The organism is Psychrobacter sp. T6-4 (assembly GCF_052258425.1).
Lineage (GTDB): Bacteria > Pseudomonadota > Gammaproteobacteria > Pseudomonadales > Moraxellaceae > Psychrobacter.
Genome location: NZ_JBQQEZ010000009.1, coordinates 115,939 through 137,155, shown reverse-complemented (window position 1 = coordinate 137,155; position 21,217 = coordinate 115,939). Strand labels below are relative to the sequence as shown.

Below are 21,217 nucleotides of genomic sequence, written 5' to 3'. Positions count from 1 at the left end.
GCCGTGTCTGGAACACAGCTTTGATAAACTAGCAGCGATCAGCAGTGCCATGGTTGAATGTTCAACACGCCCTAATGTTGTATTTAAAGACTGCCAAATTATATATCATTGCAGCAAGAGCAGGTAATAATTGAGCAACAAAATACCTTTGAAACATTTTGAAATATCTATTTAAAATCAGCTATTTACTCGCTGTAATGACAGATTGTAGCAACCTTAATTAGCACAATATGCACAAAGCACACTTACACTATCAACAGACTATATAGAGATACTTGCTATAATTACTCATAAGTTAAAAGTACTGACAACAACAAGAATAGTCATAAAATAAGTATAAGGTGCATTGTCAGTTTACAAATAACAGAAAATATAAAGAAGGAGTCAGATTTGGCTAAGTTAGTAAAGTTACATCGTTCTACCAACAACCGTATGATTGCAGGTGTGATGGGCGGCATTGCAGAGTACCTTGGATGGTCGCCTACGTGGATACGAGTATTGTTTGTTTTAGTATCAACTTTGAGCGCTGCAGTACCTGGTATTTTAATCTATGTGATTCTTTGGATTATTATGCCAAAAGCAAGTAGTCAATCTTATCAGTAAGCTAAGCATCATTAATAAAACGTACAACCTATAAAAAAATAAAATCCTGACCAAACAGGGTGCCTGATATACTTTTCCTCCTGCCCAGATGTTCATTCATCTGGGTATTTTTTTGCTTAGATTTTGTTATGTTCAATATAATTAATAGGTTCTTTAACTATAAATATAGTTGCCGTAAATATAGATAAAATCATCAATTTTTAGTAAGGTGAGCACACTATAACTTGGCAGCAAAAAACTGTGCAAGTTTCTATACTTTAAACATCCTCATTCATAGTGATTATTATGACCAGTCAAGATATGACCCAAGACCAAAACACGCAACCGATGACGTTTCAAGATCTGATTTTGACGCTACAAAGCTTTTGGGCGGCAAAAGGCTGCGTTATTTTGCAGCCTTACGATATGGAGATGGGCGCAGGAACGTTTCATACGGCGACGTTTTTGCGCTCTTTAGGGCCTGAGCGCTGGAACGCCGCTTACGTTCAGCCCTCGCGTCGTCCAACAGACGGTCGTTATGGCGACAACCCTAATCGTTTGCAGCATTATTATCAGTTTCAAGTCGTGCTCAAGCCCAATCCGCCTAATATTCAAGAGCTGTATTTGGACTCACTCAGAGCGATCGGTATTGATCCGCTCGTGCATGATGTGCGTTTTGTTGAGGACAATTGGGAGTCGCCTACGCTTGGTGCGTGGGGCCTTGGCTGGGAGATTTGGCTCAACGGTATGGAGGTCACGCAGTTTACTTATTTTCAGCAAGTCGGCGGTATCGAATGCTTCCCCGTGACAGGCGAGATTACTTACGGTCTTGAGCGCCTAGCCATGTATGTGCAAGGTGTTGATAGCGTTTATGATTTGGTCTGGGCCGATGGCGAATTTGGCCGCGTGACTTATGGCGATGTCTTTCACCAAAACGAGGTGGAGCAATCGACCTATAACTTTGAGCACGCAGATGTGCCTATGATGGGGCAGATGTTTGACTTCTATGAGCAGCAAGCAGATAAGCTCGTTGACGTAGGGTTGCCGCTACCTGCTTATGAGATGGTGCTCAAAGCCTCACACGCTTTTAACTTACTCGATGCGCGCGGTGCAATCTCAGTAACCGAGCGTCAGCGCTTTATTTTGCGCGTACGTACGCTGGCACGCAAAGTCGCTTTTGGCTACGTCGAGGCGCGCGCCAAGCTCGGCTTCCCGCTTGCAGATGATGAGCATCGCCAAGCGGCTTTAGATAAGTATTTGCCAAAAGTTGAGAGCGAGTAATAAGCTTGTGGAGCAAAGTATGAATCATTATGGCAGCTGCCTTTGTGGCGGTATTGTGTACCAGATCAGCGGTGACATAACCGATGTTCTAAACTGTCATTGCTCGATGTGTCGCAAGCTGCATAGTAGTGCGTTTCGAACTCGCGGTGTAGTATTGACAAAAGATTGGCAGACGACTCAAGGTCAAGAGCTACTGACGTTTTATGAGTCATCATCAGGTGAGTACAAAGGATTTTGTAGGGTTTGTGGCTCACAGATGTATACCAAGTTTGACGCCAAGCCTGAGGTGCTAGGGTTTCCACTAGGTACTTTAGATAACGATCCGCAAGTTACGCCTCAGCGTCATATCTTTGTTGCTAGTAAAGCGCCTTGGCATAGCATTACAGATGATTTACCGCAAATAGATGAATACTAACACTTTTATATCAATTAAGAATTTATAAAAATAGAGTCCATTATGAGTACCATATTATTTGAATTAGGCTGTGAAGAGCTACCGCCAAAGAGCCTAAAACCCTTACGTGATGCGCTAGAGCATAGTGTTAAAGAGCAATTAGATGAGGCTGATATTACCTTTGATAGTATCAAGGCTTTTGCCGCGCCGCGCCGTTTGGCGATTCAGATTCAGGGTATAGCACAAAGCCAGCCTGATCGCAGCGAGCAAAAACGTGGGCCTGCGATAAAAGCGGCTTTCGATAGCGATGGTAATCCGACACGCGCGGCGATGGGCTTTGCCAAAGGATTAGGTATCGAGGCCAGTGAGCTTATCACTATCAATACTGACAAAGGCGATTATGTCGGCTATGAGCAATTAATACAGGGCCGCGCGACGACAGAGCTATTACCTGGTATCTTTCAAACGGCATTAGATAACTTGCCGATTGCCAAGCGTATGCGCGCAGGGAGTAGCCGCGAGGAATTTGTTCGCCCTGTGCAGTGGGTAGTATTGATGCAGGATGACACGGTGATTGAGGCGACGATTCAAGGCCACAATACGAGCAATCAAACGCGCGGTCATCGCTTTCATAGTCCTGAGTACTACGCTATTACTCATGCTAATGACTATGAGGGCTTATTAAAAGGGCTCAAAGTCGTTGCAGATTTTGATACCCGTCAGATGCTAATCAAAAACCAAGTTAAAACATTAGCTGATGAGGTCAATGCTAATGCTATTATTCCGCAGGATTTACTAGATGAAGTGACTGCTTTAGTAGATTTCCCAATTGCCCTGCGCGCAAGTTTTGAGCCGCGCTTTTTGCAAGTACCGCAAGAGGCGCTGATCTCTACCATGCAGGCGGATCAAAAGTACTTTTGCTTAACGGACAAACAAGGCAAATTGCAGCCTTACTTTATCTTTATCACCAATATCGAATCAAAAGATCCCAATCAAATCATCGAAGGGAACGAAAAAGTGGTGCGCCCGCGCCTGGCCGATGCTGAGTTCTTCTTTTTGCAAGATCAAAAACAGCCGTTGTTTGCACTGACGGAAAGTCTAAAAACACGGGTGTTCCAAGATAAGCTTGGGACGATTTGGGAAAAATCTGAGCGTATTGCTAAACTTGCCGCTTTTATCGCCACTTTGATGCAAGAGCAAGGCCATACCCTAGATATCAATGAGACGGTACGAGCAGCGATACTGTCCAAAGCAGATTTGGCTAGCTCACTGGTGGGTGAATACCCTGAATTGCAGGGTATTGCAGGTACTTATTACGCGCGTCTCAATGGTGAGCCAGAAGCCGTCGCAGCCGCTATTGAGGAGCAGTACTTACCCAAATTCAGCGGCGACGAGTTGCCACAAACCGCGATTGGTATTTGCTTAGCGCTAGCAGATCGTTTAGATACCTTGGTCGGTATCTTTGCGATAGATCAAGCGCCGACGGGCTCAAAAGATCCATTTAGCTTACGCCGCTCAGCTATTGGTATTTTGCGTATATTGATCGAAAAGCAGTTACCGATTAATCTAATAGCGCTCGTTGAGCAAGCGATTAAAGGCTATAGCGATAAGAGCGGCAACAAAATCGCCAAAATGGGTGATGCTTTTACTCAAGTCATGAACTTTTTGAACTCGCGCTATCGGGCAATGTATACCGAGCAAGGCGTCAGCGTCGATACTATTCAAGCAGTGCAAGCGATTAACCCGCACATGCCGCTTGATTTTGATCAACGTATTCGCGCGGTACAGGCTTTTAGTGAGCTGCCTCAAGCGGGTATGCTTGCAGAATCTAACAAGCGCGTGGCAAATATTTTGGCCAAGTCTGAGAGCGATGTATCAGATAGTGCCGATGAGAAGCTGCTCAGTGAGACCGCCGAACAAGAGTTATATCAAGCCCTGCAGCACGCGCAAAACGATGTCGCACCGCTTCTTAAAACTGCAGATTACACGCAAGTACTGCAAACGCTCGCGCGTTTAGACGCGCCGCTTACTCAGTTCTTTGATAAGGTAATGGTCAATAGTGAAGACGCCGCGCTCAAAGCCAACCGGCTAGCCCTACTTAAGCAAGTGCGCGCGCTGTTCTTGACGGTGGCGGATATCAGTGAGTTACAACTCTAAGCGTGCGGCGATAGTTCATAATCGATAAAAAACTGGCCTATAAAGCCAGTTTTTTATTAACAGTATAACGATAGTGCTATAGCGATTATTTACGTAGACTCTATCTTATATTTATCTGTGATCAATCAAAGGAGCATTGCTGTGTTCGCTGCTGTCGTTATTTTTATAATCATTTGGATTAGCATGTGGGGCTTTTATAAGTTTATGTATCCGCGCGCGCCCAAAAGCATGATGCCAAAAGAGGGTGATGTCACAACCCCGCGTATATGCAACTTTTGTGGTCATAGCTTGGCTGAATATCGCGGCGTCGTTGAGCATGCCTCACCAGTTATCAATCATGAGGCAAACGCTACGACAACGAGTGCTGTTCAATTGGATAAAACAGGCGAGCTATTTTTTTGTAATTATGAGCATCAAGCGGACTTCCATGCGGGCAAGACGTATTGCTAATGTTTAGTTTTTAAAAGCTTACAATACCGACTGCGCGTCTTTTATAATTTTGTTTAGTAAGCCTTCTGCTTTTTTATCCTCGTCATGACGCGCGTCATTGACTTTATTGTTAGTGTTTATCTTTTCGTACAAGTTCAAACAGCATAGAACGAGTAAGTTCTCTTGACTTAGATTAGGCGCTTCAGCTTTAAGATCTAGCGCGTAGTTATTAATATAAGATACTGCCGCACGCAGCTCTTCTTCTTCATGTACGGGGCAATAGATTGGGTATTTATTGCCAGCAATAGCGATATCTACCTTTTTTATTTGCGGCTCTTTAGGAGCGGGCTGCTGTGGTTTAGAGTGCTGCGATGGTGCTTGTGATGACGGCATTAGCTTGTCTGTTGACTCTATTTTTGGCGCACTGGTGCTAGAGTGTTGCGTTTTTAGATCGTCATTTTTAGTCGTGTCTGACTTTTGGAGCTCTTGATCCGTCTTGGTTTTTGCTACATCAGATTGGGCGTTAGTCATAATAAATCCTACAAAATGTGGTGATAGAAATAGGTGGGTAAGCGCTCGACTTAAAAACCTTTAAGGGCGGTTAGCTCATATCGTCAATATTCTTTTGCATTAAAATGACGCTATCAGCTCTCTGTTTGATCAATAAGGGTCAACCGCTTTAAGACCACTTGCGTGCGCTCAGCTGCCAGTTGATTCTTTTCTTGCAAGTCGCTATTTTGCTTTTGCAGTTTCTCGTTTTGCTGTTGTAGCTCTTGATTGCTTTGCTTAAGATCGCTGTTTTGCTGCTCTAAGGTTTTGATTTGAGTTTGTAGTTTGTCTTGCTCTTCGCCAATCATATGATGCGCTTCAGCTAAGCTTTGATAGCGCTTATCAAAATCAACCAGCTGTTTTTTGGTGCTATCACGTTCTTTATCACTATTATCAAGCTTGGTTTTGAGCGCTGACAACTCTTTTGGATCAGCAGTGGGCTGCTGTTTGAGACGGGCAAGCTCGTGACTGACAGTTTGGTACTGTTTTTTGATATCGAGTACCATTTTTTCTAGTATTTTAAGTTGGTCATACATAGTCCGTTGTTATCCTTAAGTGACGTCTGCAAGTGAATTTGGGTAGCTGCCTTTACTACTAGGTTTAATAATGCCATAGGTGACCGCATAATATCTATATCAACAAAGTAATTGCCTCCCTTACCATACCGCAAAATCTGTGAGCCGTTTTGCTCACTTTTTATAATAGGATTGTTTATGAATGATAATATTTCAGGATGGAACACCTGGTCTGCTGCCATTGAAGACTGGAGTGATGTGACTATCAGCGAGCTGCATGGGTTGATGACAGGTCTTATGACTGCTTGCTATGCGCCCGACGCCGCAGGTTGGGCTAGTGTCCTTGAGGAGTTAAGCTTTGCGCCGTTGCCTACTGAGGCGCTGACACTACTGACTGAGGAAGCCGAGGACACGGTATTTGTACTCAAAGACAAAGACGATGCCTACGGCTTTACGCCGCTAGTACCTGATGACGAACACGATTTGTACGAGCGCGTAATGGCTTTGAAACAGTGGTCAAATGGCTTTATGACTGGTTTTGGTATCACTGATTGTCAGATCAGTAGCGATGAAAACGAGATGCTCACTTATCTGGCAAAAATTGGGGCGATTCGCTTAGAGATGGATGATGAGTTTGACGGCGGTGAGGAGTCCTATTTAGAGCTTTATGAGTTCGCTCGTATGGTGCCCATCAGCTTTGCCACGCGTAAGCGCAAAGCGGTCAAAGATTTGGCGCTGATATCAGGATTGGCTATTGATGCAAAGACGACCAAAGAGCGTCAAGCTGAAGAAAAACGCGCGAAGCCCATGCCGCCTGTTATCGATATTATGAATCAAGATAATCCATCATAAATAATAGTGATAACGCTAAAGACAAGGAGTCATGATGATAAGTGATCAGGATAAAATACATCTGCGCCGCTGCGTTGAGTTGGCATCAGAGGCACTAGAAGCAGGCGATGCGCCCTTTGGTAGCGTGCTCGTTGATAGTGATGGGCAAGTGCTGCAAGAGGATCGTAATCGTATCAACAGCGTTGATGCCACCTACCATCCTGAGATTGCGCTTGCACGCTGGGCGGCGCAAAATATGAGTGAGACTGCGCGAGCAACAGCTACCGTTTACACCTCAGGCGAGCACTGCGCGATGTGCTCAGCGGCGCACGGACTAGCAGGCCTTGGGCGTATCGTCTATATCAGCTCAGCTAAGCAATTGGGCGAGTGGATGGCGGATATGGGCGTAGAGTCGCCTCTGTCTATAAACACCTTGTCCATCACAGAAATTGCGCCTGACATTGCAATTGAAGGGCCAGTAGCAGGCCTAGATGATGAGATCAAATCCTTGCAACAGCGCTTCGTTAAACAAGGCTAATTTTATATAAATAAGGATGTCTTATGTCCGTAACTCAAGATCCTAGTACCCAAGAAAGCAGTACTCAAGAAAACAGTACTCAAGAAAATAGTACTCAGTATTCTAGTACTGTATATCCTGTACAAAGTTTGGATTGGCTTAGCCGTCTGATTGGCTTTGACACCGTTAGTCGGCACTCAAACTTGGCACTGATAGAAGATGTACAAGGATACTGCAAGCAGCTAGGCTTAAGCGTCGATTTGACTTTTAATGAAGCTAAGAACAAAGCCAATCTATTTGTCACTGTGCCCGCAGGCAAGCTGGCTGATATTGTCGATGGCGGTCTTGTGCTCTCAGGTCATACTGATGTCGTGCCCGTCGATGGTCAGGATTGGACGTCTGATCCGTTTAAAGCGGTCATTCGCGGCGATAAGCTTTATGGTCGCGGGTCGTGCGATATGAAAGGCTTTATCGCCTGCAGCTTAGCGTTATTGCCAAAAGCAGTAAAATTATCGAATGCAGGTCAGCTTAAACGTCCGCTGCATCTGGCGCTATCCTTTGATGAAGAAGTGGGCTGTTTGGGCGCGCCGCTGATCTTAGCGGATCTAAAGACGCGCGGCATCACGCCTGATTATTGTATCGTCGGTGAGCCAACTCTGATGACGATGGTGACAGCGCATAAGGGCATCGCCGTCTATCGTTGCCGCGTGCATGGCAAGTCGGCGCATTCTTCCTTAACCAATCAAGGCGTCAATGCGATCAGCTATGCCAGCCGTTTGGTTGGCTATGTTGATGAATTAGCCGAAGAGATAAGCCATCGTGATGATAATGACCCTGTATTTGATGTGCCATATTCTACCTTATCCGTTGGCACGATAAAGGGCGGTACGGCAACTAACATTGTACCGAATCTATGCGAGTTTACTTTTGACTATCGCAACTTGCCGCACATGACCCAAGAGGACGTGATCGCGCCTATCAAAGCAAAAATAGCTGAGCTGAGTGCGCAAATGCAGGAGCGCGATGTGAGTACGGGTATAGAGTTGACACAAAAAGAAGGCGTGCCGGCAATGACCGATAGTGATAATGGCGAGCTACAAGCGCTAATCGCCGCGCTCACGGGTAATGATACCCGTCATAAAGTCGCTTATGCGACCGAAGGCGGGCAGTTCACCAATAGCGGTATTCCAACGATTATTTGCGGCCCAGGTAGCATTGAGCAGGCGCATAAAGCTGATGAGTTCGTTGAGCTTAGCGAAATTGCGCGCTGTGATGGGTTCTTAATGAAGTTATTAGACAGCTGTACTGCCATCTCATAAGCTAAAATCTAAAAAAGTTAAGCACAATACACACCGTCTTATGGGCGGTGTTTTGTCGTTTTACAGACTAAATATTGAATTTGTATTTTAATTCAAACGTAGGGGTTACTGATGTCTTGGCATCTATTTACCGTATTTTTTATCACCACGTTTTTTATCTCAGCGACGCCAGGACCCAATATGCTACTGGCGTTTCAGTATGGGCTGAACTATGGCGTTAAGCGCACCCTTTGGACGCTAGCAGGGTTAAGTCTGGGCTTATTTATCCTGCTGCTCTCAACCTTACTGGGACTCGATGTCATCAGCCGTCAGTCGCCTTGGCTGCTTGATATTATCAAAATTATCGGGGCGCTGTATCTCATCTATTTAGGGGCCGTCACATGGCGCGATACGGGCGAAAGTGATGGCTTGGTAGCAGACGCAAAACAGATGAGCGCTGATATAGCGAGCACGCAAAAGAGGGGTGTCAGTGATTGGCGTCTGTTTCGTATTGGCGTCTGGGTGTCGCTATCTAATCCTAAAGCGATTTTATTCTTTGCCGCCTTTTTTCCAAAATTTATCGATTTTGCAGCGCCGCTCTGGTCGCAATATATCTTGCTAACATTAGGCTTCTTTTTGAGCGAAACGATTTGGCAAATTATCTATACCATCGGCGGTAAACAGTTGGCAGGCTGGCTTGAGGTTGGCAATCGCTTGGCTTGGCTCAATCGTATTTGCGGGGTAATATTTATTTTGATTGCTCTGGCTTTATTGATTGAAGTGGCTAGTCCTTTTGTGGTCTAAAAGACATCACTCATAAAAGGACTCATGCTTACTCGCAAAAAAGCCGTTCACTATTGAATAGCAAACGGCTTTTCTTATTTAAATCGTTGGGTGTCGCAAGCTCCACACCAACCTACATATCTAAATTTTAACTTAACGATGAACCGTCGTAGGGTGCGTTCCACGCATCGTTAAGTTTAACTGGTGCTTAAAAAGCACCCTACAATACAAACCAGATTAACCTAAGCCAAAACTTCAACCAGCTCACCTTTAACCATATGCGGGCTGACAAAATCAGTCACTTTCACGCTGACGATTTTACCAAGTAGCTCATCCATTTTATCGACATCATATTTAAACATTACCGTACGGGTGTTATCCGCCGTACCGATTAAGCAGTCAGGATGACGATTGGCAACTTGCTCAACGAGTACGCGAGTCGTCGTTCCGACCATTTCATGGGACTTGGCGAGCGTCGAGTCGATTATGACCTTTTGAAATTCTGCCAAGCGCGCTTTTTTAGTGCTAAAGCTCACATCATCAGGCAGCTCTGCCGCTGGCGTGCCCGGACGCTTAGAATAAATAAAGCTGTACGAATGATCAAAGTTTAGCTCTTTAGCTAGGTTCAGCGTATCCTGAAAATCCTGATCGCTCTCACCTGGGAAGCCGATAATAAAGTCACTAGACAGATGAATATCAGGACGCACAGCTTTAAGCTTATTGATCTGATTAATATAAACATCAATGGTATGGTTACGCTTCATCGCGGCAAGTATAGCGTTTGAACCGCTTTGTACTGGCAAATGCAAATGTGAGACCAGCTCTGGCAACTGCGCGTAAGCATCGATAATGTCATCGGTGAATTCTAACGGGTGGCTAGTGGTGTAACGAATACGCTCCACACCATCAACATGTGAGACGTAGTGCAACAGTTCTGCGAAGCGGCAAATACTGCCATCGTCTTTTTCGCCGCGATAGCCGTTGACGTTTTGACCTAATAGATTGATCTCACGCACGCCTTGCTCAGCTAAGCTGTCGATTTCTGCTAGTACATCATCAAGTGGGCGTGATAGCTCTTCGCCGCGCGTATATGGCACCACGCAAAATGAGCAATACTTTGAGCAGCCCTCCATAATGGAGACAAAGGCCTTGTAGCCATCAACTTTTGGCTCAGGCAAAAAGTCAAACTTCTCAATACTGGGAAAGGAGATATCTATCGTTCCAATACGATTTTTGGGAGCGATATCACGCTGCTCGTTGGATTGATCGTACAGCTCTGGCAGGCGATGCAAGGTTTGCGGGCCAAATACCATATCGACATATGGCGCACGCTTTTGGATATTATCGCCCTCTTGTGAGGCCACGCAGCCGCCAACACCAATGACCAAATCGGGACGTTTTTCTTTGAGTTTGCGCCAGCGTCCAAGCTCTGAGAACACCTTTTCTTGCGCTTTTTCGCGAATAGAGCAGGTATTCATCAGGAGCACGTCGGCGTCATCAATATTATGAGTAACTTCCATACCATGTGAGTCGCCAAGTACATCAAGCATTTTGTCAGAATCATAGACATTCATCTGACAGCCTTGAGTGGCGATGAATACCTTTTTGCTCACGCCTTTATTCCCATCAGTCGTTACAGGTGCTGCAACTGAGCTTGACTCATCATCTGCAACCAAAAGGGTGGATTTGGCCGCGACGTCATTGATACGGGGATTAAATACAGTAACACTCATAAGGAAAAGTCCATGATTGCGCAAAATATAGCGAGGTAGCCGATTCTAAGAGTCTACCAAAACAATAGACGGCGTATTTTATCACAACCCACTATCAAAGTGAAAAGTAAGCAAGCATATACAGTGACTATAATAATAAGCTATTTATAGCAGTATCAATCGCTTAGCGCTATTGTCGTCGATAGCTTCATTCATTTACACTTATTATCACAGCTGTGTTACGCGCCACTGTCCTATTTATTAACAAAAGGTAAAGGCTGTGGTTGAAAGTGCTTTGACTATAGTATGATGAAAACCTGAATCTGAGCGAAACCCAATCGCCACCCCTGCATTTGTGCAGATACCATTTGATGCAGACCCAATATAGAGAGCCAGTATGACAAAGCCAAACCGCCCTATGCACCAAAAAAAGTCTAACAACAAAAAACTAATAACTGCAATCTCTAAATGTCTAGAGACCGGCTCGCTACGATTTAGCGTGCTAAGCATAGCGACGGCAATGAGTGCGCTGGGGCTATCGCAGGTGGCTTGTGCTGAGCTGACTTGGGGCGAGGGCGATAGTATGCAATCAAGCGGCAATTATCAAACGGATGCTTATAGACCTGACAACAGCATTGATTACTTCAATGCAGCGGCGCAAGCAGAAAATCGCGGCGATACCAGCGCACTCTACAATTATGAGCAAATGATGAGCGGTGGCATCTTTGCCATGTATCCCACTTATTGGCGCATGAATCTAGACCTAAATTCGCAAAGTTCTGCAGCAATATCACAGTTCGTCCGTCAATATCCAGATACGGTCATGGCAGAAAAGCTGGTTGCGGACTATGCAGAGACCAAGGCGGGCTCCAATGACTACGCGTCTGTGCGACAAGTGGCCAACCTAATTACCAATGCTGATAGTTCTGAGCGCTGCGCGGTAGCGCTTGGGTTTAATAATGGTGGCGATACTATGCGCGCCATGGCGGCCAAATCCGACGTGTGGCTGACCACCAAAAAGCAGCCAGCACTGTGCGATCAGCTGGCGATGGAGATGAATAATAACGCGCTAATTAGCAATCAGGATCGCGCGGCGCGTCTCAAACGTATGCTACGTGTTGGCAAGACTGGTGATATTATGGCGCTGTCATCGCGCCTTGGTACGCCTATTCCGTACTCATCATTGAGTGAAATTCAGCTCAATCCCTCCGCTTTCTTTGGTCGTTTTGGTCGCGAGTCTGCAAGCCAAACCAATCAGTATCTCTATCTATATGCTCTAGGCCGTCTGGCTGATAAGTCCTATCGCGAAGCGGCTATGCAATTAGAGTTTGATGTCAAACAAGATAATCAGCGCGCCTCAAAGCTCCTGAATGATGACACGCGCCGCTATGCTTACCGTATCATCGGTGTCAAGCGTATGAATCACAATACCGATGATGGCTTTAATAGTGAGGCGGTAGATTGGTTCCGCAATAGCTTAGATGATGATTTTAACTTTGAAGAAGCCGAAGACTATGCGATGGCAGCTATTCGCTTTAGTCGCTGGGATGATGTCATTGCCGCTATCTCACGCATGGATAGCGAGACGCAAAAGTCTGAGCAGTGGCAGTATTGGCTGGCGCGTGCGTATGAGCAATCAAGCGACGCGGGCAAACGCGCTCTTGCCAAACAGATGTACCAAAACCTTGCAAGTAGTAATGAGTATTACGGTCTGATGGCAAAAGATAAGGTCGGTCAGCGTTTTGATATTACGCGCCTAGGTGGTAGCAGTTTGCCAAATGTTAGTAGTAGCGACCGTACGCGCGTGATGCAAGAACCCAACTTTGCTCGTGCCTTTGCGCTTTATAACGCCGATGCTAGCCGTGCGTATGCTAACCGCGAATGGAATTGGGCGGTCAAACAGGCACGCGATAATCGTGATGATAATCTAATCATAGCCGCGGCTCGTCAGGCGCATGATATGGGCTGGCTGGATCGTGCCATTTATGCTGCTGACAACACTCAGCAAGTGAGTAGCGTAGCGCTATCGCATCCGATGCCGCATCAAAGCGCCGTTGTACGTTACAGCAGGGAGGCTGGCATTGATCCTGCGTGGGCTTACGGCATTATGCGTCAAGAGAGCCGTTTTGTGACCTCAGCACGCTCCAACGTTGGTGCTAGTGGTTTGATGCAGGTCATGCCTGATACCGCCAAGTACATTGCACGCAATTTAGGCGAGACTTATAGCGCTAGCCGCGCCAACAGTGGCGATACCAATATTCGCTACGGGACGTGGTACATGGGCGATATCTTGGGCAAACTCAATTACCAGCCTGTCCTTGCAACCGCAGGGTACAACGCAGGCCCTAATAACGCTAAGCGCTGGCAGCCTGTTTATGGCTCGCTTGCTGCCGATCAGTACGTTGAGAGCATTGCCTTTCCTGAGACGCGCAATTACGTTAAGCATGTGATGGAAAACGCCACTATCTATAGCAGTCTACTCGGTCGCGCCCAGCCTATTACTCAGCGTATGGGTACAGTGCCAGCGGCTTTTTAACACTCTACATACGCCAAAACCCTTTGATAAGGTGTTAAGGGGATTTTCAAAAAATTGTAAGCAGGTTGTTTTATAAGCTTGATACATCGTTTTGATATTTATCATATTTTTTTAGATGATAGGAGTCGTTTACGTTTGTGCTATATATTAAAAAAAGCGTTTTGCTACCATTGATTTAGTCTCCGTCCATGTTTGTTGTGAGATTGTCTAAGCGCTGACTGACAACCTAATTACTGATACTGCTCTATTAACTATGATAAAAAAATATTTAAACGCATCTACACTCTCAAGTGGATACCAGTTATCTACTTTGATGCGTGTGCATCCTAAAACCAAGCTCAATCCAAAAGTCTCTATATCAAGTCCGCTTCATTCTTTACGTTACCGCTTATGTCAGAGCGCTATAAGTATACTTGGGGTTTTATTAATTCAAGCAACTATCAGTACTTCTGTAAATGCTGCAAGCGTGACGCAGTCAGGTCAGCGCGTACTTATGATTGAGATGACGCCAGCACTATGCAAACTCCAGCCAACGCGTGCACGTATGCGTCAATGTTTGGAGGGGTATTCATTAACGGTATCAGGTCTAAATTTAGGTTACGGTGCTAGCTGTGGCAGCAGTAGTGAACCGCGTTTGACGCCACTGCAACTAAAAGTCGTCAACCGCATCATGCCCGACACCACGGTGCGCAATCAGACTTGGCAGCACTATGGCGCTTGCGGGCCAATAAGCGCTAATAGCTATTTTCGCCTGATTACCAACTATGCAGGCGATCTAAAACTGCCAAGTGAGCTGACCACAGGTAACAGTTATACCGTTTCAAAGTCGCGTTTTTTGCGGCAAATGACGCGCTTGAACAAAGGTATGCGCTCATCAAACATCGATCTAATCTGCCAAGAGGGTAGTCGTCGCCAGTCTATCTTAACTGACATTCATATCTGCTACACCGGTAGCAGTTTTAGTAAATGTAGCAATCCTATCAACACTTGTGGCGGTAATTTTATTATTTCAGGCGGTAATTAGTTCATGCGTATAAAATGTAACAATAAAATTTTGAACTCCTGTCTTATCTTATCTAGACGTCTTATTGAGCGAAGTGCTACACTAGCCCACGTTTGAGACATTCATTAGTTGTCGTGACCATATTTTATAATCAATGAGGGAGTATTCTATGAAACAACCTATTCGTGTTGCCGTCACTGGCGCTGCTGGTAATATCAGTTATGCCATGCTATTTCGTATCGCATCAGGTGAGATGCTAGGCCCAGATCAGCCTGTTATCTTGCAATTGCTTGAGATTACGCCAGCACTTGACGCGCTAAAGGGTGTGGTCATGGAGCTAGAGGATTGTGCTTTTCCATTACTTGCCGATATCGTACAGACTGATGATGCCACAGTTGCCTTCAAAGACATCGATTATGCATTGCTAGTAGGCGCGCGTCCACGTGGCCCAGGCATGGAGCGTAAAGATTTATTAGAAGCCAATGCGGCTATTTTCTCAGCACAAGGCAAAGCATTAAATGACGTGGCTAGCCGTGATGTCAAAGTCTTGGTCGTCGGCAACCCTGCTAATACCAATGCGGTTATCGCTCAGCGTAATGCACCAGATTTAGATCCACGTAACTTTACCGCAATGACGCGCCTAGATCATAATCGTGCTATGGCACAATTAGCTGAGCAAACAGATAGCACAGTTAATGACATCAAAAAGATGACGATTTGGGGCAACCACTCATCAACTCAGTATCCAGATCTAACCGCTTGTACCGTAAATGGCAAGCCTGCGCTTGATTTAGTCGATCGCGACTGGTACGAAGGTACTTATATTCCAAACGTACAGCAACGCGGCGCGGCAATCATTAAAGCTCGCGGTGCCTCTTCTGCTGCTTCTGCTGCGAATGCGGCTATTGCTCATATGCGTACTTGGGCGATGGGTACAGATGAGAACGATTGGGTCTCTATGGGCGTATATTCAAACGGTGAGTATGGCATTGCCGAAGGTCTTATCTACTCGTTCCCTTGCACTTGCACAAATGGCGACTGGTCTATCGTTGAAGGTTTAGACGTCTCATCAGATTTCTCAAAAGAGAAAATGGCGGCAACTGAGCAAGAGCTTAGCGAAGAGCGTGACGCGGTATCACACCTACTACCATAAGCTTATGGTAGTATACAAAAACCCTCTCACTAGCAGAGGGTTTTTTTTATGCTCAAGTATCTATTTGCTGACTAGTATTAACATAAGTGTTAACGAGCCATTACAGTTTTTCGCCGAGGGCTTGCTACAATAAAGTTTCAAACTAAAAAAGCTTAGAGTAGAATTTTAGGCTAATACAAAAATAATTAAGTCATATTATTGAGTCATACAAAGGGAGAGAGCAGATGTTAGGCGAACCAGATTACACTATGAATGATTTATTTGCACAACTGGGACTTGAGAGCTCAGATGAAGCTATTGATAGTTTTATCCAAAACAATCAACTAGCAAAAGAAGAAGAGCTTATTAAAGCGGATGTTTGGAGTGACTCTCAGCGGGCATTTTTACAAGAAGAATGGAAAAAAGACGCCGCTTGGGTCGAAGTCATTGATGATCTAAACGTGCGTATGCATCCAGATGCTTAATCTTTACGGCATAAAAAACCCACTACCTTTATGTTAGTGGGTTTTTTATGCCGTAGGCTCTGCGTTATATCAATTGGGCTTGTCGCCACTTTAATAAATCAGCAACATCTTGATGAATACCTGCCTTTAACGCCTCGATACCCTCGTAATCTTTTTCACCATGCAAAAAATGCAAAAAACGCACTTGTAATGTCTTGCAATATAAGTCGGCTTTAAACTGCGGAAAGTGCACCTCTAAGCGCCAATTATCACCTTTATCGACAGAAGGCCTAGTACCGACATTTGCGGTACCAAATAAGCTATGCGCGCGCATGCCGGCGACTCCTACCTGCTCATCGACCGCCAGTTTGCTCAAGCCATTGGGTACAATATTGCCTTTGTCATCGAGACAAACCACATCGACGGCCAAGATACCATGCAAAGCGGGTTTTAGGCGTGATAGCTCAATATTGGCTGTTGGAAAACTCATAGTACGACCAATCTGATCGCCGCCCACGACCTCACCTGTAATGGTATAGTCTCGGCCCAATAATTGATTCGCCGCCTCAATATCACCTGCTAGCAGTAGCTCACGGATACGCGTTGAACTGATACGCCGGCTAGCTGTCTCATCAATGTCGTCAGCAATCGTGTGTAGATTGGTCACGGGCAACCCATAATCACGCAAAAACTGACTATCACCTGTGCGATCATGTCCAAAACGTGAGTCATCACCGAGTACTAGCGCTTTGACATTAAGTCGCTTGGCTAATAGATCAGCAAAGGCGGTGGCAGATAAAGCTCGAAAATCACTATCAAAGTTGGCAACGATTAAAGTGTCAACACCGTACTCAGCGAGCAAAACTTGTTTTTCAGTCAGCGTCGTCAAACGTGCAGGCGCAGACTTAGGCGCAAAAAACTCACGCGGCTGCGGCTCAAATATCATAACCGCAGCGCTTAGGTGCTCTGCATCGGCTAACGCGCGTACTTGAGCCAGCATCGCTTGATGACCCAAGTGTACCCCATCAAAATTACCTATGGTCAATACACAAGCGTCAAGTTTGGTAGTGATAACTTGGTCATCAGCTCTATAGGGCGGTGCAATCAGTTGCTCAAGAAAGTAGGTTTTCATAGACAGTTATTTATCGCTGTAGCTATCGCTAACATAAAAGGAATTCATTAAAAAGCACAAGGCTAGGGCGCTAGGTATGTTCAAGGCTTGTCATTATAAAGTAAAATAAGCGCGCTCACACTCAAAACCAGATATTCCAGCAGATTATATGAGAACCGTTATGCTCATTGATAGTAATAAAACGTTTGATGATAAATTCACCGTAGAACGTGCCAGCTTGCATGATTTGCCTGATGTTTTGGATATTTATAATCAAAGCATTGCAGGTAAACAGGCGACTGCAAATCTAGCGCCAGTAACGACTACTGAGCGCGCCTCTTGGTTTGCCGAGCATCTTGATAGTCGAACACGCCCCATATATGTGGTTCGCGCCATTAGTAAAAGTCTTCAAGGGGATAGTAGCGAAACCAAGTCATTGATTGTCGCTTGGGGTAGCTTTAGTGATTTGTACGCGCGCACCGCTTATCATATTAGTAGTGAGATTAGTATCTATCTGCACAAAGACTATCACAGGCAAGGTCTGGGCAGTAAGCTTACGCGCTATATGCTCGCGCAAGCACCCAGCCTCGGCATTGCAAACGTTGTTGCGCTTATCTTTGCTCATAACCTGCCAAGTCTTGGTTTGTTCAAAAAGCTTGGCTTTGAGCAGTGGGGCTATATGCCAAAGGTTTGTGATATGGACGGGTTTATCGCTGATGTCGTTATGCTAGGTATAGCTATTGATCCTGATAACGCTCGCAAAATCTAATTTATTAGTTCAATACTCGGCGCTGTATTTAGCCCAAAATTTTCCATTGACCGTTCACTTTTTTGAGCTGATAAGTGAGCGGCGCAGGCTCGCTTTGACCCTTAATCATTAGCTCACCTTCGATAGTAGCCACAGTGTCGTCTTCACTGTACTGAGTATCTGTAATAGTCACGCTATCTACAGTTTGCTGAAACGCGCTTTGGGTATTGGCAAGCTCTTGTTCAAAGTTTGCCATATCCACCTGATAGTATCCTACCGCGTCCTCAACATCACCATAGTATAGAGTATTGAGCGCTTGCTTGACCGTATCTTCTGGACTATTGGGCTCAGTCATGTTGGTGACTATACTTGGCTGATCAGCTAAAGGCGGAGCGGGAATAGCACTAGGACTTGGCATGCTTGTTTGATCGCTAGCAGTAGCCATATCGCCTAATGCGTTGTCTTCTAATACAGCGGTATCAGTAGTCACAGCATCATCAACCACGACAGGTACATCATCAGCGTCGATCGCTATATTATCAGGATCACTATTACTACAGGCACTCAAAATAAGACTACTACTTAACATAAGTGTGTAGGGTAGTCGCTGCAGTTTTACGAATTTGGCTATATTTGACTTCATTGCACACCTCAAATCTTTCACTTCATTTAAAACCAATTATGGCAACTATCATCACAATTAGCAGTCAGTGATTGATTTCACCTTGTGCCTATTTGGTAAAGCGGCTGTTTAAGGCTTTAATCAATTACAACTACAACTAGCCATGCTTGAGCTGACGCGGGCGAAAGCCGGTAGCGAGCAGTACAATTGCATAAACCAAAGCACCGACCACACACATGATAAGTAGCGCCACGATTCGCTGCCACTGCGCAGAATCCGTTGGAAAGTAGGGGAGCATGATATAGAGGGCGGCAATCATAGCTACCGTTGAGACGATAAACTGCGAAAAAAGCTTTTTCCAGTGGCTATCAAAACGAAAGATATCGCGTTTTTGCAAGAAGTAATAGAGCAAGCCTGCGTTGACAAAAGCGGCCCCTGTGGTGGCTAAAGCTAGCCCGCCATGCAATGGAATCTCTAATAGATAAAAAATACCGATAAATAAAGCACTAAATATCATATTGGCAAAGACTGAAACGATACCGATGCGCACTGGGGTCTTGATATCTTGACGGGCAAAAAACGCGGGCGCAAATATTTTTATCAGCATAAACCCTAAGATGCCGCCTGCCATACTACGCAATGCAAGTCCGCTCATTTGCGAATCACGTAAGGTAAATTCCCCGCGCAAAAACAGCGCCTGCATCAGCACGTCTGAGAGAATAAACAGTGCGGCCGCAGCAGGCAAGCCGACAACGATGATCAATCTGGCAGCCCAATCTATGGTCTTTTTAAAGGTGATGTCGTCCTTTTGCGCCTCACTTCTAGACAAACTTGGCAAAATAACCGTACCAATGGCGACGCCGATAAGACCCAACGGTAGCTCACTCATACGCTCAGCGGCATACAGCCACGAGACCGAGCCGCCAATCATCAAGGAGGCAAATACCGTATTTAGTAGCAGGTTAATCTGAGTGACAGAGACGCCAAAGATAGCAGGAAGCATTAATTTCAATATGCGCTTGACGCCTTCATGCCCAAAGTCAACTTTGGGCGCGACCAATAGTTTTTGTTGCCATAGCTGCGGCAGTTGAATCAAAAACTGTAATAGACCTGCGATAGCGACGGCGTAACCGAGCGCCATGATTGGCGTATCAAACATCGGTGCAAAGATAAGGGCGGCGCCTATCATACATAGGTTTAATAATACGGGCGCAAAAGCTGGCGCGGCAAAACGTCCATAGCTTTGCAAAATGCCACTAGCAAAAGCGGTCATGGATATAAATAACAGATAAGGGAAGGTGAGGCGTAATAATTCTGCGGTAATCGCGAACTTATCAGGCTGATCGGCAAATCCTGGCGCGAACAAAGTCACGACCCATGGCGCCAGCAAAATCACGACCACGGTCAACATCGACAAAATCAGCAATAACGCGCCTGAGGTACGGCTAACCAAAATCTGTACTTGCTGAAGATTATATTTTTCTTTGTACTCGGATAATACTGGGACAAAAGCCTGACTAAAGGCGCCTTCAGCGAATAGACGGCGCAAAAAGTTCGGTATTTTAAAGGCGACCAAAAAGGCATCCATTAGACCGCCTGCGCCAAAGACTCCTAAGAGTACGATATCGCGCACCAAACCTAATATACGCGATAACATGGTCATGCTACTGACCACCATGGTCGAACGAAACAAGCGACTTTTTGCCATGAGGATTATTCTGCCCAGTTGCTATTGTCAAAAATCAAAAACAGATTGCCAAAAAACTGACGGATTATAGCATTTTCATAACATAGATAAATGAATTGCTTGTGGAATGCAGAGTGCTCTTTATCGCTCGCTGTTTTGATTGATCATCTGACGCAAGCGCACCCAGTCAAAATACTCACCCGGATCACTCTTGCGTCCTGGTGCGATATCGCTATGACCCGTTAGATGTCGACGCGTTTTAGGATACGCGTGATAAATGGCAGTGATAATATCGGTAAGGGCGATATATTGCTCATCAGTAAAGGCCTGAAAATCTGAGCCTTCAAGCTCAATACCAATGCTATAATCATTGCATTCAGGTCGTCCCAAATAGCTGGACTTGCCTGCATGCCACGCGCGCTTATCAAAGGGGACAAATTGGGTGACCCTGCCATCGCGCTCTATCAGCAGGTGCGCGGATACTTCTGCGCCTTCGATACTTTTAAAGTACGGATGCGCACTCCAGTTAAGTTGGTTGGTAAATAGGGCTTTGACGTAGTGCAGACCATCACTATCGCAGCCACCAAACTCATCAGGTGGTAAGCTGATATTGTGGATGACGATAGTGTCAATACTCATGCTACCGTCTTTGCCCTTGGGACGCTCGTTGAAATTGGGCGAGGCAAGCCAAGTGGCTGACAATAAACGATGATCTTTGATTTTTGTAATAGATGTAGACATGATGCTCTCAATTATTTAACGACTAAAAACACGATAACAAACAGTGCTTTTAAATCTGGTATATCATATACAATATTATGCAGCGTATTGAAATATTATTACGGCGCTAATGTAAGCTTTAAGCC

21 protein-coding genes are annotated in these 21,217 nt (G+C 45.4%); 14 read left to right on the top strand and 7 right to left on the bottom strand.

The window, feature by feature from the left end:
- Window positions 1-390: 390 nt before the first annotated feature.
- The 5 genes from ACTXGE_RS08300 to ACTXGE_RS08280 all read left to right on the top strand — a co-directional run bounded on the left by ACTXGE_RS08300 (window position 391) and on the right by ACTXGE_RS08280 (window position 4,864).
- Window positions 391-603 carry a PspC domain-containing protein gene (locus tag ACTXGE_RS08300; RefSeq protein WP_317199141.1) on the top strand — a complete coding sequence of 71 codons (213 nt, stop codon included), beginning with the start codon at window positions 391-393 and terminating at the stop codon, window positions 601-603.
- Window positions 604-888: 285 nt separating this feature from the next.
- Window positions 889-1,863 carry a glycine--tRNA ligase subunit alpha gene (gene glyQ, locus ACTXGE_RS08295; RefSeq protein WP_443542975.1) on the top strand — a complete coding sequence of 325 codons (975 nt, stop codon included), beginning with the start codon at window positions 889-891 and terminating at the stop codon, window positions 1,861-1,863.
- A gap of 19 nt (window positions 1,864-1,882) precedes the next feature.
- Window positions 1,883-2,278, top strand: a complete 396-nt coding sequence (locus tag ACTXGE_RS08290) for a GFA family protein (RefSeq protein WP_435949576.1) — start codon at window positions 1,883-1,885, stop codon at window positions 2,276-2,278.
- 42 nt (window positions 2,279-2,320) lie between these two features.
- Window positions 2,321-4,414, top strand: coding sequence for a glycine--tRNA ligase subunit beta (glyS, locus tag ACTXGE_RS08285; protein ID WP_443542973.1), 2,094 nt, complete (start codon window positions 2,321-2,323; stop codon window positions 4,412-4,414).
- 141 nt (window positions 4,415-4,555) lie between these two features.
- Complete coding sequence (locus ACTXGE_RS08280; RefSeq protein WP_443542972.1) at window positions 4,556-4,864, top strand: hypothetical protein; 309 nt, start codon at window positions 4,556-4,558, stop codon at window positions 4,862-4,864.
- An 18-nt stretch (window positions 4,865-4,882) separates the two neighbouring features.
- Here ACTXGE_RS08280 and ACTXGE_RS08275 read toward each other — a convergent pair whose 3' ends face one another.
- Both ACTXGE_RS08275 and ACTXGE_RS08270 read right to left on the bottom strand, forming a co-directional pair.
- Complete coding sequence (locus ACTXGE_RS08275) at window positions 4,883-5,374, bottom strand: cell division protein ZapA (protein ID WP_443542970.1); 492 nt, start codon at window positions 5,372-5,374, stop codon at window positions 4,883-4,885.
- A 113-nt stretch (window positions 5,375-5,487) separates the two neighbouring features.
- A complete protein-coding gene (locus ACTXGE_RS08270) occupies window positions 5,488-5,928 on the bottom strand; it encodes a hypothetical protein (protein WP_443542968.1) in 441 nt (146 codons plus the stop codon).
- Window positions 5,929-6,105: 177 nt separating this feature from the next.
- Here ACTXGE_RS08270 and ACTXGE_RS08265 point away from each other — a divergent pair, with 177 nt between their 5' ends.
- The 4 genes from ACTXGE_RS08265 to ACTXGE_RS08250 all read left to right on the top strand — a co-directional run bounded on the left by ACTXGE_RS08265 (window position 6,106) and on the right by ACTXGE_RS08250 (window position 9,357).
- Entirely contained in the window at window positions 6,106-6,759 is a 654-nt protein-coding gene (locus tag ACTXGE_RS08265) for a UPF0149 family protein (RefSeq protein ID WP_443542967.1), read from the top strand.
- Window positions 6,760-6,793: 34 nt separating this feature from the next.
- Complete coding sequence (locus tag ACTXGE_RS08260) at window positions 6,794-7,276, top strand: nucleoside deaminase (protein WP_443560302.1); 483 nt, start codon at window positions 6,794-6,796, stop codon at window positions 7,274-7,276.
- A gap of 23 nt (window positions 7,277-7,299) precedes the next feature.
- A complete protein-coding gene (gene argE / locus ACTXGE_RS08255; RefSeq protein ID WP_443542963.1) occupies window positions 7,300-8,574 on the top strand; it encodes an acetylornithine deacetylase in 1,275 nt (424 codons plus the stop codon).
- Window positions 8,575-8,685: 111 nt separating this feature from the next.
- Window positions 8,686-9,357 (top strand): LysE family translocator, encoded by a 672-nt coding sequence (locus ACTXGE_RS08250; RefSeq protein WP_317199133.1) that lies wholly within the window; start codon window positions 8,686-8,688, stop codon window positions 9,355-9,357.
- A gap of 221 nt (window positions 9,358-9,578) precedes the next feature.
- Here ACTXGE_RS08250 and miaB read toward each other — a convergent pair whose 3' ends face one another.
- Window positions 9,579-11,069 carry a tRNA (N6-isopentenyl adenosine(37)-C2)-methylthiotransferase MiaB gene (gene miaB / locus ACTXGE_RS08245; RefSeq protein WP_443542960.1) on the bottom strand — a complete coding sequence of 497 codons (1,491 nt, stop codon included), beginning with the start codon at window positions 11,067-11,069 and terminating at the stop codon, window positions 9,579-9,581.
- 499 nt (window positions 11,070-11,568) lie between these two features.
- Between miaB and ACTXGE_RS08240 the strand changes: the two genes are divergently transcribed.
- The 4 genes from ACTXGE_RS08240 (at window position 11,569) to ACTXGE_RS08225 (ending at window position 16,204) form a co-directional block, all read left to right on the top strand.
- A complete protein-coding gene (locus tag ACTXGE_RS08240; RefSeq protein ID WP_443542980.1) occupies window positions 11,569-13,584 on the top strand; it encodes a lytic transglycosylase domain-containing protein in 2,016 nt (671 codons plus the stop codon).
- Between the two features lie 466 nt (window positions 13,585-14,050).
- The gene (locus tag ACTXGE_RS08235) at window positions 14,051-14,608 is read left to right on the top strand and encodes a T2 family ribonuclease (RefSeq protein WP_443560300.1); all 558 of its coding nucleotides are present in this window, start codon (window positions 14,051-14,053) and stop codon (window positions 14,606-14,608) included.
- 148 nt (window positions 14,609-14,756) lie between these two features.
- On the top strand, window positions 14,757-15,740 hold the full coding sequence (locus ACTXGE_RS08230) for a malate dehydrogenase (protein ID WP_317199130.1): 984 nt from the start codon (window positions 14,757-14,759) through the stop codon (window positions 15,738-15,740).
- Window positions 15,741-15,964: 224 nt separating this feature from the next.
- Window positions 15,965-16,204, top strand: coding sequence for a DUF2789 family protein (locus tag ACTXGE_RS08225; RefSeq protein WP_317199129.1), 240 nt, complete (start codon window positions 15,965-15,967; stop codon window positions 16,202-16,204).
- Window positions 16,205-16,268: 64 nt separating this feature from the next.
- On the opposite strand, the gene ribF is transcribed toward ACTXGE_RS08225, so the two are convergent.
- A complete protein-coding gene (ribF, locus tag ACTXGE_RS08220; protein WP_443542955.1) occupies window positions 16,269-17,315 on the bottom strand; it encodes a riboflavin biosynthesis protein RibF in 1,047 nt (348 codons plus the stop codon).
- Between the two features lie 148 nt (window positions 17,316-17,463).
- Between ribF and ACTXGE_RS08215 the strand changes: the two genes are divergently transcribed.
- Window positions 17,464-18,063 carry a GNAT family N-acetyltransferase gene (locus tag ACTXGE_RS08215; protein WP_443542953.1) on the top strand — a complete coding sequence of 200 codons (600 nt, stop codon included), beginning with the start codon at window positions 17,464-17,466 and terminating at the stop codon, window positions 18,061-18,063.
- A 28-nt stretch (window positions 18,064-18,091) separates the two neighbouring features.
- Here the strand turns inward: ACTXGE_RS08215 and ACTXGE_RS08210 are convergent, their stop codons facing one another.
- The 3 genes from ACTXGE_RS08210 to ampD form a co-directional block, all read right to left on the bottom strand.
- Window positions 18,092-18,685 carry a nuclear transport factor 2 family protein gene (locus tag ACTXGE_RS08210; protein WP_443560298.1) on the bottom strand — a complete coding sequence of 198 codons (594 nt, stop codon included), beginning with the start codon at window positions 18,683-18,685 and terminating at the stop codon, window positions 18,092-18,094.
- Between the two features lie 136 nt (window positions 18,686-18,821).
- Window positions 18,822-20,372 carry a murein biosynthesis integral membrane protein MurJ gene (gene murJ, locus ACTXGE_RS08205; RefSeq protein WP_443542950.1) on the bottom strand — a complete coding sequence of 517 codons (1,551 nt, stop codon included), beginning with the start codon at window positions 20,370-20,372 and terminating at the stop codon, window positions 18,822-18,824.
- A 120-nt stretch (window positions 20,373-20,492) separates the two neighbouring features.
- On the bottom strand, window positions 20,493-21,092 hold the full coding sequence (gene ampD, locus ACTXGE_RS08200; RefSeq protein WP_443542948.1) for a 1,6-anhydro-N-acetylmuramyl-L-alanine amidase AmpD: 600 nt from the start codon (window positions 21,090-21,092) through the stop codon (window positions 20,493-20,495).
- Window positions 21,093-21,217: the final 125 nt, after the last annotated feature.

Excerpts from the sequence above, each read along its gene's own strand:
- glyQ (WP_443542975.1), top strand. The coding sequence starts at position 889 with ATGACCAGTCAAGATATGACCCAAGACCAAAACACGCAACCGATGACG.
- ACTXGE_RS08290 (WP_435949576.1), top strand. The coding sequence starts at position 1,883 with ATGAATCATTATGGCAGCTGCCTTTGTGGCGGTATTGTGTACCAGATC.
- glyS (WP_443542973.1), top strand. The coding sequence starts at position 2,321 with ATGAGTACCATATTATTTGAATTAGGCTGTGAAGAGCTACCGCCAAAG.
- ACTXGE_RS08275 (WP_443542970.1), bottom strand. The coding sequence starts at position 5,374 with ATGACTAACGCCCAATCTGATGTAGCAAAAACCAAGACGGATCAAGAG.
- ACTXGE_RS08270 (WP_443542968.1), bottom strand. The coding sequence starts at position 5,928 with ATGTATGACCAACTTAAAATACTAGAAAAAATGGTACTCGATATCAAA.
- ACTXGE_RS08265 (WP_443542967.1), top strand. The coding sequence starts at position 6,106 with ATGAATGATAATATTTCAGGATGGAACACCTGGTCTGCTGCCATTGAA.
- ACTXGE_RS08260 (WP_443560302.1), top strand. The coding sequence starts at position 6,794 with ATGATAAGTGATCAGGATAAAATACATCTGCGCCGCTGCGTTGAGTTG.
- argE (WP_443542963.1), top strand. The coding sequence starts at position 7,300 with ATGTCCGTAACTCAAGATCCTAGTACCCAAGAAAGCAGTACTCAAGAA.
- ACTXGE_RS08250 (WP_317199133.1), top strand. The coding sequence starts at position 8,686 with ATGTCTTGGCATCTATTTACCGTATTTTTTATCACCACGTTTTTTATC.
- miaB (WP_443542960.1), bottom strand. The coding sequence starts at position 11,069 with ATGAGTGTTACTGTATTTAATCCCCGTATCAATGACGTCGCGGCCAAA.
- ACTXGE_RS08240 (WP_443542980.1), top strand. The coding sequence starts at position 11,569 with ATGAGTGCGCTGGGGCTATCGCAGGTGGCTTGTGCTGAGCTGACTTGG.
- ACTXGE_RS08230 (WP_317199130.1), top strand. The coding sequence starts at position 14,757 with ATGAAACAACCTATTCGTGTTGCCGTCACTGGCGCTGCTGGTAATATC.
- ACTXGE_RS08225 (WP_317199129.1), top strand. The coding sequence starts at position 15,965 with ATGTTAGGCGAACCAGATTACACTATGAATGATTTATTTGCACAACTG.
- ribF (WP_443542955.1), bottom strand. The coding sequence starts at position 17,315 with ATGAAAACCTACTTTCTTGAGCAACTGATTGCACCGCCCTATAGAGCT.
- ACTXGE_RS08215 (WP_443542953.1), top strand. The coding sequence starts at position 17,464 with ATGAGAACCGTTATGCTCATTGATAGTAATAAAACGTTTGATGATAAA.
- ACTXGE_RS08210 (WP_443560298.1), bottom strand. The coding sequence starts at position 18,685 with ATGAAGTCAAATATAGCCAAATTCGTAAAACTGCAGCGACTACCCTAC.
- murJ (WP_443542950.1), bottom strand. The coding sequence starts at position 20,372 with ATGGCAAAAAGTCGCTTGTTTCGTTCGACCATGGTGGTCAGTAGCATG.
- ampD (WP_443542948.1), bottom strand. The coding sequence starts at position 21,092 with ATGTCTACATCTATTACAAAAATCAAAGATCATCGTTTATTGTCAGCC.